The organism is Geodermatophilus sp. URMC 62, from assembly GCF_052931475.1.
The window spans coordinates 5,287,172-5,302,544 of the sequence record NZ_JBRFHY010000001.1 but is presented as its reverse complement, the minus strand read 5'-3'; the positions used below and the strand labels follow the sequence as shown (position 1 = coordinate 5,302,544).

Annotated in this window: 12 protein-coding genes and 1 tRNA gene; 6 read left to right on the top strand and 7 right to left on the bottom strand. The window is 73.3% G+C overall.

Annotated features, from left to right (window positions below; genetic code table 11):
* The first annotated feature begins 39 nt into the window (after nucleotides 1–39).
* Both pyk and ACU616_RS25445 read left to right on the top strand, forming a co-directional pair.
* Nucleotides 40–1,455, top strand: a complete 1,416-nt coding sequence (gene pyk, locus ACU616_RS25450) for a pyruvate kinase (protein ID WP_446761172.1) — start codon at nucleotides 40–42, stop codon at nucleotides 1,453–1,455.
* Complete coding sequence (locus ACU616_RS25445; RefSeq protein ID WP_446761171.1) at nucleotides 1,452–2,327, top strand: acyl-CoA thioesterase; 876 nt, start codon at nucleotides 1,452–1,454, stop codon at nucleotides 2,325–2,327. Before pyk ends, ACU616_RS25445 begins: the two co-directional genes overlap by 4 nt.
* Here the strand turns inward: ACU616_RS25445 and ACU616_RS25440 are convergent.
* Together ACU616_RS25440 and ACU616_RS25435 are read right to left on the bottom strand one after the other, a co-directional pair.
* Nucleotides 2,305–3,972, bottom strand: a complete 1,668-nt coding sequence (locus tag ACU616_RS25440; protein ID WP_446761170.1) for an aminotransferase class I/II-fold pyridoxal phosphate-dependent enzyme — start codon at nucleotides 3,970–3,972, stop codon at nucleotides 2,305–2,307. The genes ACU616_RS25445 and ACU616_RS25440 overlap by 23 nt on opposite strands.
* Nucleotides 3,973–4,251: 279 nt before the next feature.
* A tRNA-Leu gene (locus tag ACU616_RS25435) sits at nucleotides 4,252–4,325 on the bottom strand.
* A 79-nt stretch (nucleotides 4,326–4,404) separates the two neighbouring features.
* Between ACU616_RS25435 and ACU616_RS25430 the strand changes: the two genes are divergently transcribed.
* Both ACU616_RS25430 and ACU616_RS25425 read left to right on the top strand, forming a co-directional pair.
* Nucleotides 4,405–5,010, top strand: a complete 606-nt coding sequence (locus tag ACU616_RS25430; RefSeq protein ID WP_446761169.1) for an ANTAR domain-containing response regulator — start codon at nucleotides 4,405–4,407, stop codon at nucleotides 5,008–5,010.
* A 159-nt stretch (nucleotides 5,011–5,169) separates the two neighbouring features.
* Nucleotides 5,170–6,510, top strand: coding sequence for an ABC transporter substrate-binding protein (locus tag ACU616_RS25425; protein WP_446761168.1), 1,341 nt, complete (start codon nucleotides 5,170–5,172; stop codon nucleotides 6,508–6,510).
* Between the two features lie 398 nt (nucleotides 6,511–6,908).
* On the opposite strand, the gene ACU616_RS25420 is transcribed toward ACU616_RS25425, so the two are convergent.
* From ACU616_RS25420 to ACU616_RS25405, 4 genes are read right to left on the bottom strand one after another with little or no spacing between them, the layout of a single operon-like run.
* Complete coding sequence (locus ACU616_RS25420) at nucleotides 6,909–7,766, bottom strand: ABC transporter ATP-binding protein (RefSeq protein ID WP_446761167.1); 858 nt, start codon at nucleotides 7,764–7,766, stop codon at nucleotides 6,909–6,911.
* Nucleotides 7,763–8,803 (bottom strand): ABC transporter ATP-binding protein, encoded by a 1,041-nt coding sequence (locus ACU616_RS25415; RefSeq protein WP_446761166.1) that lies wholly within the window; start codon nucleotides 8,801–8,803, stop codon nucleotides 7,763–7,765. The genes ACU616_RS25420 and ACU616_RS25415 overlap by 4 nt, the downstream gene beginning before the upstream one ends.
* Complete coding sequence (locus ACU616_RS25410) at nucleotides 8,793–9,791, bottom strand: branched-chain amino acid ABC transporter permease (protein ID WP_446761165.1); 999 nt, start codon at nucleotides 9,789–9,791, stop codon at nucleotides 8,793–8,795. Before ACU616_RS25410 ends, ACU616_RS25415 begins: the two co-directional genes overlap by 11 nt.
* 3 nt (nucleotides 9,792–9,794) lie before the next feature.
* A complete protein-coding gene (locus ACU616_RS25405) occupies nucleotides 9,795–11,132 on the bottom strand; it encodes a branched-chain amino acid ABC transporter permease (protein WP_446761164.1) in 1,338 nt (445 codons plus the stop codon).
* A gap of 191 nt (nucleotides 11,133–11,323) precedes the next feature.
* On the opposite strand from ACU616_RS25405, the gene ACU616_RS25400 reads away from it, so the two are divergent.
* A complete protein-coding gene (locus tag ACU616_RS25400) occupies nucleotides 11,324–11,968 on the top strand; it encodes a GNAT family N-acetyltransferase (protein ID WP_446761163.1) in 645 nt (214 codons plus the stop codon).
* Between the two features lie 61 nt (nucleotides 11,969–12,029).
* On the opposite strand, the gene ACU616_RS25395 is transcribed toward ACU616_RS25400, so the two are convergent.
* Nucleotides 12,030–12,434, bottom strand: a complete 405-nt coding sequence (locus tag ACU616_RS25395) for a PaaI family thioesterase (protein ID WP_446761162.1) — start codon at nucleotides 12,432–12,434, stop codon at nucleotides 12,030–12,032.
* 112 nt (nucleotides 12,435–12,546) lie between these two features.
* Between ACU616_RS25395 and polA the strand changes: the two genes are divergently transcribed.
* Nucleotides 12,547–15,300 carry a DNA polymerase I gene (polA, locus tag ACU616_RS25390; RefSeq protein WP_446761161.1) on the top strand — a complete coding sequence of 918 codons (2,754 nt, stop codon included), beginning with the start codon at nucleotides 12,547–12,549 and terminating at the stop codon, nucleotides 15,298–15,300.
* Nucleotides 15,301–15,373 lie beyond the last annotated feature (73 nt).

The window sequence follows — 15,373 nt, the reverse complement described above, 5'->3', positions numbered from 1 at the left end:
GTCGGGGGGCGGGAGGGACCTTCTACTAGCGTCTACGACATGAGCCGTCGCGCGAAGATCGTCTGCACCCTGGGCCCGGCCACGAGCTCCCTCGAGCAGATCACCGCCCTCGTCGAGTCGGGGATGGACGTCGCCCGGCTCAACTTCAGCCACGGCTCGCACGCCGACCACGAGGCCGCCTACCTCAAGGTGCGCCAGGCGTCGGACAGGACCGGTCACGCCGTCGCCGTCCTGGCCGACCTGCAGGGCCCCAAGATCCGCCTCGGCACCTTCGCCGACGGGCCGGTCACCTGGGACACCGGCAGCCGGGTCTGCATCACCGTCGACGACGTCCAGGGCACCGCCGAGCGCGTCTCCACGACCTACAAGGGCCTGGCCGCCGACGCCCGCGTCGGCGACCGCCTGCTGGTCGACGACGGCAAGCTGGCGCTGTCGGTGGTCTCCGTCGACGGCCCGGACGTGTGGTGCCTGGTCGTCGAGGGCGGCCAGGTCTCCAACAACAAGGGCCTGTCCCTGCCCGGCGTGGCAGTGAGCGTCCCGGCGCTGTCGGAGAAGGACGAGGAGGACCTGCGCTTCGCCCTGCACCTGTCGGTGGACTTCATCGCGCTGTCGTTCGTCCGCTCGCCGGCCGACGCCGAGCTGGTGCGCGACATCATGCGCCAGGAGGACATCTCGGTCCCGGTCATCGCCAAGCTGGAGAAGCCCGAGGCGGTGGAGAACCTCGAGGCCATCGTCGAGGCCTTCGACGGGATCATGGTCGCCCGCGGCGACCTCGGCGTGGAGCTGGCGCTGGAGACGGTGCCGCTGGTGCAGAAGCGCGCCGTCCAGGCCGCCCGCGAGCGCAACAAGCCGGTCATCGTGGCCACCCAGATGCTCGAGTCGATGATCGAGAACTCCCGCCCGACCCGCGCCGAGGCCTCCGACGTCGCCAACGCCGTCCTCGACGGCGCCGACGCGGTGATGCTCTCCGGGGAGACGTCGGTGGGCCGTTACGCGATCGGCGCGGTGCGCACGATGGAGCGGATCATCGACGCGGTCGAGAGCGACGAGGCGTGGGTGCCCGACCTGCACCGCAAGTCGCGCTCCCGCTCGGGGGCGATCGTGCGCGCGGCCCGCGACATCGCCGAGGCGATGGACGTCAAGGCGCTCGCGACGTTCACGCAGACCGGCGACAGCGCCCGCCGGTTGGCCGCGCTGCACCCGCGGCAGCCGCTGCTGGCCTTCACCGTCGACGGGCGGGTCCGCAGCCAGCTGGCGCTGTCCTGGGGCGTGGAGACCTTCCTCGTGCCCTCCGTGCAGCACACCGACGACATGGTCCGCCAGGTCGACTTCTCGCTGCTGTCCATCGGCCGGCTCCGGGAGGGCGACCGCGTCGTCGTCGTGGCCGGCAGCCCGCCGAACACCCCCGGGTCGACGAACCTGATCCGCGTGCACGAGGTCGGGACCGACTCGTGAGCGGCGGCGGGTCCCAGGCCGCCGCCCTCATGACCGTCCTCGACCTCGAGGAGCGCGAGACCGACGTCTTCGTCGGCCAGACGCCCACCACCCGGCTGCAGCGGATCTTCGGCGGCCAGGTGGCCGGGCAGGCGCTCATGGCCGCCGGGCGGACGGTGGGGAGCGGGCGGGGCGTGCACTCGCTGCACTCCTACTTCCTGCGGCCCGGCGACCCGCACGAGGAGCTGCGCTACACCGTCGAGCGCATCCGGGACGGCCGGTCCTTCTCCTCCCGCCGCGTCATCGCCTGCCAGCGGCGCCGCGGGGAGGACGTCGCGGTCTTCGCGCTGACGGCGGACTTCCACGCCGGCGAGCAGGCCGTCGTGGCGCACGCCCGGCCGATGCCCGACGTCCCGCGGCCCGACGAGCTGCCCTCACTGGCCGAGTACGCGGCCGGGCACGGCGAGCTCGCCTCACCGGCGCTGGAGATCAGCCGGGCGGTGGAGCAGCGCCCGCTGGCCGACCCCTTCGCGCCCGAGCCCAAGGCCCTGCCGCGCACCCAGAGCCACGCCTGGTTCCGCGTCGCCGGCCGGCTGCCCGACGACGCCGCCGTGCACGCCGCCGCCCTGACCTTCGTCACCGACCTCACGCTGCTCTCGGCCGGGCTGGCGCGCATCGGCGGCGGCTGGGGCGGCCGCTACGTCGGCGCGAGCCTCGACCACGCCGTGTGGTTCCACGCGCCGGTGCGCGCCGACGAGTGGTTCCTCTACGAGACCGACAGCCCGGCCGCCTCGGCCGGGCGGGCGCTGTGCTTCGGCAGCATCTGGTCCGCCGACGGCACCCACGTGGCCACCGTCGCGCAGGAGGGGCTCATCCGGACACTGGGGGAGTGACGGCGGCGGGCTCGCCCGCCGGTGCCCCGGCCTCCTCGCGGCCGGCCTCCTCTGGTCCCGCCTCCGCGCTGCGCGTGCCCGCGTCGGTGGCCGCGGCGGCCTCGGCCCGGCGCTCTGCCTCGGCTCGGCGCTCTGCCTCGGCTCGGCGCTCCGCCTCGGCCCGTGCCCGCTCGGCGGCCTGCTCGGCGAAGTCGTCGGCCAGCCAGTCGTGACCCCCGCACAGCAGCGCCCAGGCGCGCTCGACGTGCGCCCGCGTCGTCGTCGGGGCGCCGACGGCCACCCGCAGCACCACCTGCCCGCGGACCGTGGTGTGGGTCAGGAAGACCTCCCCGCCGTCGTTGAGCCGCTCCAGCAGCGTCATGGTGGCCACGTCGGCGTCGACGTCGGCCGGCCAGCGCGGCCGCAGGCACACCAGCGACAGCGGGTGCGACGCGACGACGTCGAAGCGGTCGTCGGCGTCGGCCCAGCCGGCCAGCTCCTGCGCCAGCGCCACGCCGGACCGCACGTGCGCCCGCAGCCCCTCCGCGCCGTACCAGCGCAGCACCGCCCACAGCTTGAGCGCCCGGAACCGGCGGCCCAGCTCGATCTGCCAGTCGCGGTAGTCGACGACGGCGCCGGCGTCCGTGGCGGCGTTGCGCAGGTACTCCGGCAGGATCGCCAGCGCCCCGGTGAGCGCGGCCCGGTCGGCGACCCAGAACAGGGTGGCGTCGAAGCCGGTGAGCAGCCACTTGTGCGCGTCGGTGGTGTAGCTGTCGGCCTCGTCCACGCCGGCCTGCAGCGGCCGCAGCTCCGGCGCCACGGCGCTCACCCCGGCGTAGGCGGCGTCCACGTGCAGCCACGCGCCGTACCGGCGGCAGATCGGCCCCAGCTCGGCCAGCGGGTCCACGGCGGTGGTCGACGTCGTCCCGACGGTGGCGCAGACGAGCACCGGGCGCAGACCGCGGGCGGTGTCGCGCTCCAGCCGCGCGGCCAGGGCCGCCGGGCGCATCGCCAGGTCGCCGTCGACCTCCACCAGTCGGACGGCGTCGGTGCCGAGCCCGGCGATCCGCACCGCCTTCTCCATCGACGAGTGCGTCTCGGAGGAGACGTAGACCGTGTACTCGTCGGGCAGCACGCCGTGCCGGACGGTGGCCCCGCCGCTGGCCCGGTGCAGCGCGGCGAGCAGTGCCACCAGGTTGGCCCCGGAGCTGGAGTCCTGGACGACGCCGCCGCCGCTGCCGGTGGACCGGAACGCCGCCGGCAGGCCCAGCAGGTCGGCCAGCCAGTCGAGGACGTGCTGCTCGAGCTCAGTGGCCGCCGGGCTGGTCACCCACGACATGCCCTGCACGCCGAGGCCCGCGGAGAGCAGGTCGCCGAGCACGGAGGGTCCGGAGGTGTTGGCCGGGAAGTAGGCGAGGAAGCCGGGGTGCTGCCAGTGGGTGATCCCCGGCAGGACGACGCGCTCGAGGTCGGCCAGGACCGCGGAGAACGGCTCGCCGTGCTCGGGTGCCGACGGCGGGAGGGCGGCCCGCACGTCGCCGGGCGAGACCCTCGACCGGACTGGGAAGGACTCCAGCCGCGACCAGTAGTCGGCGATCCAGTCGACCACCTCGTGACCGTGCTGCCGGAACTGCTCGGGGGTCATGTGGGGCACGGGCTCGCTCACCCCGCCACCGTATGCGGTGCCCCCGGCGGCCCTCGGGACGAGGACGCCGGGACGGACGCCGTCCTGCGGGGTGGTGCGAGGAGCGGGGCCCGGAGGGTCCCCGAGGAGGACTCGACTGCACGGCTCCACGGTGGCCGGGGACGGCTCGTGGCCGCGGTGCGGTCCGACGAGCGGGGCCCGGAGGGTCCCCGAGGAGGACTCGACTGCACGGCTCCACGGTGGCCGGGGACGGCTCGTGGCCGCGGTGCGGTCCGGAGGACCGCGATGAGCAGAGCAGGGTGCCCCCGGTGCGACTCGAACGCACACTGCGCGGGTTTTGAGTCCGCTCCCTCTGCCGATTGGGGTACGGGGGCCCGGTGCCGCGACCGAGGTCACGGCGGGTGCAGCCTAGCCGGGCAGCCAAGACGCCCCGTCGTCGCTAGGCTCCCCGCCGTGAGCAGCGAGCCGACCCGGGTCCTCATCGCCGAGGACGAGGCGCTGATCCGCCTCGACCTCAAGGAGATGCTGGAGGAGGAGGGGTACGTCGTCGTGGCCGAGGCCGGCGACGGCCAGACCGCCGTCGACCGCGCCCGCGAGCTGACACCCGACCTGGTCATCCTCGACATCCAGATGCCCGTCCTCGACGGGCTGGCGGCCGCCGAGCAGATCGCCTCGACCCGGATCGCGCCGGTCATCGTGCTGACCGCCTTCAGCCAGCGCGAGCTGGTCGAGCGGGCCCGGGACGCCGGCGCGATGGCCTACCTGGTCAAGCCGTTCTCCAAGAACGACCTCGTCCCGGCCATCGAGGTCGCCCGCGCCCGGTTCACCGAGATCTCCGCCCTCGACGGCGAGGTGCGCTCCCTCGAGGAGCGCCTGGAGGCGCGCAAGGTCGTCGAGAAGGCCAAGGGCGTCCTGATGAGCCAGCAGGGCATGACCGAGGCCGAGGCCTTCCGCTTCATCCAGCGCACCGCCATGAACGAGCGCACGTCGATGAAGGCGCTCGCCGAGCGGATCCTGGCCCCCGACACGCCGGTCCCGGCGGACGGTGCACCCTCCTGAGCGACGGCGTCACCCCACCGGATAACGCCAGATCACGACACCGTATCGGTGTCCTCCCGGCCGGCTCGATCTCCCAGCACAGCAGTTAGGTTCGGCGGGCTGACGGGGCGGGCGCTCCCGCCTGCCCCGTACCGACGTACGACAACTGGGAGTTGCTGGATGCGCACGCGTACCTACGCCCGCAGCATCGCCGTCACCTCGGCTGCGCTCGTCGCCCTGACCGCCTGTGGTGGCGGCGGCGACGACGGTGGCAGCGGTTCGGGCGGCGACGCCTCGGGTGGCGGCGAGAAGCAGGTCAACGTCTACGGCACCGACGGCAACACGGGGTCCCCCCTCGGGGAGGACTTCGAGGAGCAGGGTGCCCTCGCCGGGATGAAGGGCACGCTGCCCCTCACCGAGCTGGCCGGCGACTTCACCGACCGGCTGCTGACGGTCGACCCCAACCTGGGCAACACCTTCAACTACGCCGGTGAGACCTACGACGCCGTCGTCCTCACCGCACTGGCCGCGCAACTGGCCGGCACCAACGACGCCAACGTCTTCAAGGCCTACGTCAACGGTGTCACCACCGGCGGCGAGAAGTGCGACTCGTTCCAGGCCTGCATCGACATCGTCAACGCCGGGGGCAACCCCGACTACGACGGCGTCAGCGGCCCGCTGGCCTTCGTGGACGCCGGGGAGCCGGCCGCGGCGAGCTTCGGCATCCAGCAGTTCGGCGACGACAACAAGATCGACGACTCGGCCACCCGGTACGTGCTGGCCGGCGACGAGGCCAACGCCACCACCGACGAGGGCCCGGCCCCGGCGGCTCCCGGCACCACCGGCGAGCAGCTGGTCATCGGCACCCTGCTGCCGCTGACCGGTGACCTCGCCTTCCTCGGCCCCCCGGAGGTCGCCGGCGCCAAGCTGGCCGTGCAGGAGGTCAACGCCGCCGGCGGCGTCCTCGGCCAGGACGTCCGCCTGGAGGAGGGTGACTCGGGCGACGCCACCACCGACACCGCGACGCAGACCGTCGACCGCCTGCTGCAGGCCGGCGTCAATGCCATCGTCGGCGCCGCGTCCTCGACGGTGAGCCTCAACGTGATCGACCGGATCACGTCGGCCGGCGTCATGCAGATCAGCCCGGCCAACACGTCGGACCAGTTCACCGACTACGCCGACAACGGCCTGTACTTCCGCACCGCCCCGCCGGACGTCCTGCAGGCGCGTGCCCTGGCCGACCTGATCGCGGAGGACGGCAACAACACCGTGGGCATCCTGGCCCGCAACGACGCCTACGGCACCGGTCTCGCGGAGAACACCCGCAACAACCTGCTGTCCGGCGGTCTGTCCGAGGACCAGGTCGTGAGCGTCATCTACGACCCGAACGCCGCGAACTTCGACTCCGAGGTCCAGCAGATGGTGGACCTCAACCCCGACGGCATCGTCGTCATCGGGTTCGAGGAGTCCTCGCGGATCATCCAGGGGCTCAACGAGAACGGCATCGGCCCGCAGCGCTGAGCTCGCGGGGCGCTGTGACCGCACAGCGCTGATGTGGTCCTCTCCCTCCGGCCGCGGCCGGTACCCCTCACGGGGTGCCGGGCCGCTGTCGTGCGGTCGGCGCTGCAGCCGCTGCCCCTCGGGCGCCCGGCCGGCCGGTCACGGTGGTCGAAGCCCGGGGTGGCTCTCGTCAGGCGGGCGGGAGCGGCGTGCGCCAGCACGCGGGAGAACCCGCCGGCGGTCAGCGCCCGGCAGGAGTCCACGCCGTTCGTGCCACCGGCGGAGGCGCGCAGCAGGAGGACCCCGGTGCCCGCTGCGCCTCGCAGGCCCGGGCGGAGGGCCCCTGCGCCGGGGCCAGGACCGAGGAGGCCGGCGCCCCCGGGGTGGGGACGCCGGCCTCCTCGGCGGCGTTCAGGGGCTCACTGCGCCTTGGCGAGGGTCCCCAGGTAGAGCTCGATGACCTTGGGATCGGTCATCAGCGAGCGGCCGGTGTCGGTGTAGGCGTTGCGGCCCTGGTCGAGCACGTAGCCGCGGTCGCAGATCTGCAGGCAGCGCCGGGCGTTCTGCTCGACCATGATGATCGAGACCCCGGTGGCGTTGATCCGCCGGCAGCGGATGAACACCTCGTCCTGGTAGGCGGGCGACAGGCCCGCGGACGGCTCGTCGAGCAGGAGCACCGACGGGTCCATCATCAGCGCCCGGCCCATGGCGACCATCTGCCGCTCGCCGCCCGAGAGCGAGCCGGCCTTGCCCTTGCGCCGCTCGCCGAGCAGCGGGAACAGGTCGACGACGTAGTCGAAGCGCTCCTTGAACGTCTTCGACCGCAGGTAGACCCCCATCTGCATGTTCTCCTCGATGGTGAGCGAGGGGAACACGTTGTTGTTCTGCGGCACGTAACCCACGCCCAGGGACACCAGCCGGTGCGCCGGGGCCGAGGTGATGTCCTCGCCGCGCAGCGTCACGTTCCCGGACCGGACGGGGATCAGCCCGAACAGGGTCTTGAGCAGCGTCGACTTGCCGGCCCCGTTGGGGCCGATGATGCCGACGAGCTCGCCCTCCTGCAGGTAGAAGTCGCAGCCGCGCAGGATGTTGACGCCGGGCACGTACCCCGCGACCAGGTCGTCGGCGCGCACCAGGGCGCCCTCGGCCAGCCGCAGGTGCTCCTCGCGGGTGGCGGCCTTCTCCGCGGGGGAGAGCTCGGTGGCGCCGGCGGCGGCCTCGTCGGCGCGGGTGACGTCCTCGCCGGACTCGTCGACCTCGAACAGCGGCTCGCTCATCGGCCGGCCCCCCCGGGAGTGTCGGAGCCGAGGACCCGGCCGCCCCCGTGCTCCTCGGCGGCGATCTGCTGCTCGGCCTGCGCGAGCACCCGGTCCTCCTCCTCGACGGTCAGCGGCGCGTCGTGGTGGGCGCCGAGGTAGGCGTCGACGACGGCCTGGTTCTGGCTGATGGACTCGGGCGGCCCCTCGGCGATCACCCGGCCGGCGGCCATGACGACCACCCAGTCGCTGATGTCGCGGACGACGTCCATGTCGTGCTCGACGAAGATCACCGTCATGCCCTCCTCGCGGAGGTCCTTGACGTGCCCGAGCAGGCTCTGGGTGAGCGCGGGGTTCACCCCGGCCATCGGCTCGTCGAGCATGACCACCTGCGGGTCGCTCATCAGCGCCCGCGCCATCTCCAGCAGCTTGCGCTGGCCACCGGAGAGGGTGCCGGCGAACTCGTCCTTCTTGGCGTCGAGCTTGAACCGCCGCAGCAGGTCCATCGCCTTGTCGGTGTTCGCCGTCTCCTGCCTGCGCCAGGTCCCCGGGACCAGGGCCCGCAGGAAGCTCTCGCCCTTCTGCCCCTGCGCGCCGAGCAGCATGTTCTGCAGGACGGTGAGCCGGGACAGCGCCTTGGTCAGCTGGAAGGTGCGCACGACGCCGAGCCGGGCGACCTGGTGCGGCGCGAGCTTGCCCAGCGAGCGGCCGTCGAAGCTCCACGTGCCGGTGTCGGGCTGGTCGAACCCGGTGAGCAGGTTGAACAGCGTCGTCTTGCCGGCGCCGTTGGGCCCGATCAGGCCGGTGATGCCGCCGCGCTGGACCTCCAGGTGGTCGACCGACACCGCGGTCAGGCCACCGAAGGTGCGGGTGACGTTCTCGACGACGACCACCGGGTCGGGCTTGGCGACGCCGACCTCCCACGGGATGTCGCGCAGCGCCGCCTGCGCCAGCCGCTGCGGGGTGCGGCCGGCGGCGGGCGAGCCCTGCTGCCGGGAGGCCGCCGTCGCGCCGGTGGCCTGGTCGCCGCCGGCCGGGCCGGTGTTCTCAGCGGGCATCGAGCATCACCTCTCGTCGGTCGCCGAAGATGCCCTGCGGCCGGAAGACGAGCAGCAGCATCAGGCCCAGCCCCACCAGGACGAACCGGATCTGCGCCACGTCGGTGGCCGACAGCAACCCCTCCGGGATGACGCCGTTGTCGATCAGTGCCCGCAGACCGGTGTCGGCGAACTGGATGACGAACAGCAGGATGACCGCGCCCGCCACCGGGCCGAGCACGCGCGCGGCCCCGCCGAGGATGAGCACGGTGTAGGCCAGGAACGTGTTGGCGTTCTGGAACTGGTCGGGGTTGGCAGCGCCGGTGGCCACCACGTAAACCATGCCACCGAGGGCGCCCATCACGCCGCCGAGCACCAGCGACTGCATCTTGTAGAGGTAGACGTTCTTGCCCAGCGCGCGGACGGCGTCCTCGTCCTCGCGGATGGCCTTGAGCACCCGGCCCCACGGGCTGCGCATGAGCAGCCACACGAGCAGGCACAGCAGCGCGACGAGGACCCAGCCGACGAGGGCCACCCACAGCTCCCCGCCGCTCCAGCGGGTGCCGAGGACGGGGTAGCGCCGGCTGGTGTCCCACGGGGCCAGCGAGATGAAGTCGCCGTTGAAGCCGGCCAGGCCGCGGGTGCCGCCGGTGACGGGGCTGGCCGACACCGACCGGAAGAGCAACCGCAGCCCCTCGGCCGCGGCGATGGTCGCGATGGCCAGGTAGTCCGTCCGCAGCCGCAGGGTCGGCAGACCGAGCAGCAGCGCGAGGAAGACCGCGGCGGCCAGGCCGACGACGACACCGACCCAGAAGTTCAGGCCCCACTGGGTCACCGAGATCGCGATGCCGAAGCCGCCGAGCAGGGCGAAGCCGATCTGGCCGAAGTTCAGCAGGCCCGTGTAGCCGAAGTGGACGTTGAGGCCGATGGCCAGCAGCGCGAAGAACACCGCCTGGAAGCCGAGCGCCGACTTGCCCGCGACGGCCAGTGCGTTGAGGAGGTCGCCCATGGCTCAGCCGATCCGTGCGCGGCTGCCCAGGATCCCCTGGGGCCGGATGACGAGGATGACGATGAGCAGCACCAGCCCGCCGACGTACTTGACGTCGCTCGGGATGACCAGCGTCGACATCTGGACGAAGACGCCGACGATGACGCTGCCCACCAGGGCGCCGTAGGCGGTGCCGAGGCCGCCGAGGGTGACGCCGGCGAACATCAGCAGCAGCAGCTGGAAGCCCATGTCCCAGCGGACCTGGTCGGACAGGCCGAGCAGGACGCCGCCGAGCGCGGCCAGCGCCCCGCCCATCATCCAGACGACCAGGATGACGCGGTTGACGTTGATGCCGGAGGACGCGGCGAGGTCCCGGTTGTCGGCCACCGCCCGCATCGCCTTGCCGATCTTGGTGCGCTGCAGCATGAGCGCGACCAGCACCAGGACCGCGATCGAGATGACGATCGAGATCAGCGACTGGTTGGTCAGGCGGAAGAGCCCGTAGTCGACCGCCCGGGAGGTGCCCAGGCCGGAGTACGGGTTGGAGAACCCGCCGTAGACGATCTGGATGAGGTAGCGCAGCAGCAGCGACAGGCCGATCGAGACGACCAGCGCGGCCACCAGGCCGGTGCCGCGGCGGCGCAGCGGGCGCCACAGGCCGAGCTCGTTGAGCGCGCCGAACGCCGCGCCGCCGATCATCGCGATGATCGCCGCCGGGATGATCGGCACACCGAGTCCGGTGTTGACCCACCAGGCGAACAGGGCGCCGATGGTGACCAGCTCCCCGTGGGCGAAGTTGGTCAGGCCGGTGGTACCGAAGATCAGCGACAGTCCGACCGCGCACATCGCGATGAGCAGGCCGAAGCGCAGGCCGTCGACGAGCAGCTGGATGGCCTCCACGTTGCCGCCGCCCGAGCCCTGGGTGCCGTCGTCCAGGCCGAACTGGACCGGCTGGCGGCGACCGGGGTCGACGGTGACGGTGCGGCTGTCCTCACCGGTGATGACGACGCCGTCGGGCAGCGAGTCGGCGTCGATGCTGACGGTGTACTGGCCGGGGCCGGGGACCTCGACGGCGAACCGGCCGTCCTCGTCGGTCTCGACGCTGTCGACCTCGTCGCCGGCGGCGGTGGTGACCGTGACCTCGATGCCCTCGATCGGACCGCTGCGGCCGGTCTGCAGGGTGCCCACGACCGTCTCGCCCTGGGCGCTCGCGGTGCCGGGTACCAGCACGGCCAGGCCGGTCGCGGCGACGAGGACCAGCAGGATGCGCAGCAGCACCCCGTGGGCGGCCGTCCCGGGGCCGGAGCGGACCGTGCTCCCGGCGGCCCCGGTCCGCCCGGAGCGGGCTGACGGGTGCGTCACACAACCTCCCAGGTCGTGGCAGTGGAGCCCGGACGGTAACCCAGGCGTGTCGCGTCGCCGTTCCCCGTCGCCGAGCTGTGACCGAAGAGCGACACGCCCGTGTGGTCACTCCCGTCCCACGACCGGCGCGTCTGCCCGGTCCCGGGGCGGCGCGGGTGCAGTCTCCTCCCACCGTCCAGGGGAGGACTCCCGTGTCAGGAACCGGTCAGCGGTCCCGCGTGGTGACGCGCACGGCGCGTCCCGACGACCTGCCCGCCGTCCTCGCGCTGGTGCGCCAGCACCGCGTCGAGGCGCACGCCGAGGGGGTCCTCACCGGGCAGACACCCGGCGCCGCGGCCGCCGCGGGGTTCCGCCGGCTGCTGGCCGACCCCGGTCACCGGGTCGTCCTCGCGGTCCTCCCGGGAGCGTGCGCGCCCCACCCCGGCGCGGGCTCCGCCGGCGAGGTGGTCGTCGGGCTGGCCGTCCTGGGGCTCGACCCGCTGTCGGCGCTGCTCGGCGTCCCGCAGGTCACCGTGGACAACCTCGTCGTCCACCGCGACCACCGGCGCCGCGGCGCGGGGGCCGCGCTGCTGGCCGCGGCCGCGGATCACGCCGAGAGCGTGGGCGCCGACCACGTCGTGGCCGCCGTCGGCGGGCACGAGGCCGAGCGGCAGCGCTTCTTCGCCCGCATGGGCTTCGCGCCGCTCACCACCCGCCGGATCGTCCCCCGCGAGACGCTCGTCCGGTCGCTGGCCGTCTGGCAGCGCGGGGGCGTCCCGGTGCCGCGCCGCCCGGTGCCGCGCCGTCGCCCCCTGCCGCGGGTGCTGCCGGGCCTCGAGGCGGCCGCGGAGGCCTAGCCGCCCTGCTGCAGGGGCCCGCCGCGAGCCCGCGGGTGGTGGGGGACAGCAGGATCCTTCCTCAGCCGGGCGAGATGACGCAGGTGAGGCGGGCGCTGGCGGTGGTCCGCCCCTGGTCGTCGGAGACCTCGATGACGAAGGTCGACAGGGTCCGGCCGCGGCGCACCGGCGTGCAGACGGCGGTGACGGAGCCCGTCGTGGCCGCCCGCAGGTAGCTGGCGTTGAGCTCGACGCCCACGACCCGCCGTCCGGGGCCGGCGCCGATGACCGCCGCCCACGAGCCGAGTGACTCCACGAGCGCGCAGGTGGCCCCGCCGTGCAGCAGACCGTAGGGCTGCTCGTTGCCCGCCACGGGCATGGTCGCGACCAGCCGGTCGGGGGAGTAGTCGACGATCTCGATCCCGAGCTTGTCGTCGAGCGGGCTGCGCGGCGCGTCCGACAGCCAGTCCGGGAGAGAGGTCGTCACGCCCGGCACGGTAACGACCGCCGGCAGTGACCTCCGGCGCGGCCCCGCAGGGAGTCCCGGCCCGGGCTCGCGGGGGTCGGCGGGCACCCGGGTCCTTCTAGGATCGGCGGCGATGTCCGCTCCGGTGACCGCCACAGAGTCCGCCAGCACCGCGCCCGCCGCCCCGCCGACCCCCGGGACGCGGCCGCGGCTGCTGCTCCTCGACGGGCACTCGCTGGCCTACCGCGCCTTCTTCGCCCTGCCGGTGGAGAACTTCTCCACGACGACGGGCCAGCCGACCAACGCCGTCTACGGCTTCACGTCGATGCTGATCAACGTGCTGCGCGACGAGCAGCCCACGCACCTGGCGGTGGCCTTCGACGTCGGCCGCAAGACCTTCCGCAGCGAGATCTACACGGAGTACAAGGCCAACCGCACCGAGAGCCCGACCGACTTCCGCGGCCAGGTCAGCCTCATCCAGGAGGTGCTGGGGGCGCTGCACGTCCCGGTGATCACCGCCGAGGGCTTCGAGGCCGACGACGTCATCGCCACGCTCACCGTGCAGGCCGTGGAGCAGGGCATGGACGTGCTCATCTGCACCGGCGACCGCGACGCTCTGCAGCTGGTGAGCGAGCACGTCACCGTGCTGTACCCGCGCAAGGGCGTCTCGGACCTGACCCGGTTCACGCCGGAGGAGGTCGAGGCCAAGTACGGGCTGACGCCGCGGCAGTACCCCGACTTCGCCGCGCTCCGGGGCGACCCCAGCGACAACCTGCCCAGCATCCCGAGCGTCGGGGAGAAGACCGCGGCCAAGTGGGTGCGCGAGTACGGCTCCCTCGACGAGCTCGTCGACCGGGTCGACACGGTGAAGGGCAAGGTCGGGGAGAAGCTGCGCGAGCACCTGTCCTCGGTGCTGCAGAACCGCCGGCTGACCGAGCTGGACCGCTCGGTGGCCCTCGAGGTCGGCCCGCAGGACCTCGCCGTGCGCCCCTGGGACCGCAACGAGGTGCACACCCTCTTCGACAACCTGCAGTTCCGGGTGCTGCGCGACCGGCTGTTCGCCACGCTGAGCAGCGCCGAGCCCGAGGTGGAGGGCGGCTTCGAGGTCACCGCCGACGACGTGCCGGCCGGCGGGCTGTCGGCCTGGCTCGACGCGCACGCCCGTACGGGGCGCACCGGCGTCGTCCTCCGCGGCAGCTGGGGGCGGGGGACGGGCGAGCTGACCGGCCTGGCGCTGGCCGCCGGCGACGACCACGCCGTCTTCGTCGACGTCGGCCCCGACCTCGACGCCGACGACGAGCGGGCGCTGGCCGACTGGCTGGCCGACCCGGGCGCCGAGAAGGTGGCGCACGACGTCAAGGGCCCGCTGCTGGCGGTGTGGGCGCGCGGCTGGGACCTGCAGGGCCTGGTGAGCGACACCGCGCTGGCCGCCTACCTGGCCACGCCGGGGCAGCGCTCGTTCGACCTCGGCGACCTGTCGGTGCGCTACCTCAAGCGCGCGCTCGAGGACGCCGCCGAGCCCGAGTCCCAGATGACCCTCGATGGGCTGGGGCCGAGCGAGGCCGACCTCGCCGCCGAGGCCGCGCACGTCGACGTCGTCAAGGCCGTCGCGGTCAACGACCTCTCCGACGCCCTGGAGCAGGTGCTCGGCCAGAAGGGCGGCGACCACCTGCTCGAGGGGATGGAGCTGCCGCTGACCCGCGTGCTGGCGCGGATGGAGCAGCGCGGCATCGCCGTCGACGTGGACCTGCTCACCGAGCTGCAGCGCGAGTTCGCCGAGGGGGTGGCCGCCGCGGCCGCCGAGGCCTACGCCGTCATCGGCAGGGAGATCAACCTCGGCTCGCCCAAGCAGCTGCAGGCGGTGCTGTTCGACGAGCTCGGACTCCCCAAGACCAAGAAGATCAAGTCCGGGTACACCACCGACGCCGACGCGCTGACCAGCCTGCTGGCCTCGACCGGGCACCCGTTCCTCGAGCACCTGCTGCGCCACCGCGACGTGACCCGGCTGCGCACCGTCATCGACGGGCTCATCCCGATGGTCGACGACGGCGGCCGCATCCACACGACGTTCCAGCAGACCATCGCGGCCACCGGTCGGCTCTCCTCGATCGACCCGAACCTGCAGAACATCCCGATCCGCTCGGCCGAGGGGCGGCGGATCCGGCAGGCGTTCGTCGTCGGCCCCGGCCACGAGTCGCTGATGACGGCCGACTACAGCCAGATCGAGATGCGGATCATGGCCCACCTCTCCGGCGACGAGGGCCTCATCGAGGCGTTCACCTCGGGGGAGGACCTGCACTCCTTCGTCGCGTCGCGGGCCTACGGGATCCCCATCGGGGACGTCGACCCCGAGATGCGCCGCCGGATCAAGGCGATGAGCTACGGCCTGGCCTACGGGCTGTCGGCCTACGGCCTGGCCCAGCAGCTGCGGATCTCCCCGGAGGAGGCGCGCGAGCAGATGCACGCCTACTTCGAGCGCTTCGGCGGGATCCGCGAGTACCTCGACGGCGTCGTCGACCACGCCCGGCAGACCGGCTACACCGAGACGACGCTCGGCCGCCGCCGCTACCTGCCCGACCTCACCAGCGACAACCACCAGCGGCGGCAGATGGCCGAGCGGATGGCGCTCAACGCCCCGATCCAGGGGTCGGCCGCCGACGTCATCAAGGTGGCGATGCTCGGTGTCGAGCGCGCGATCGCAGCCGAGGGCCTGTCCTCGCGGATGCTGCTGCAGGTGCACGACGAGCTGGTGCTCGAGGTGGCGCCGGGGGAGCGGGAGGCCCTCGAGGCGCTGGTGCGCCGGGAGATGTCCGGCGCCGCGCAGCTCTCGGTCCCGCTCGAGGTCTCCGTCGGCAGCGGCCGCAGCTGGGACGCCGCCGCGCACTGAGCCACCGGCGCGCCCCGGACGTCGCGGGCCGCGCCGCCCGGAGCGCGACGGTGTGCGGGCCCGCGGCGTGGTC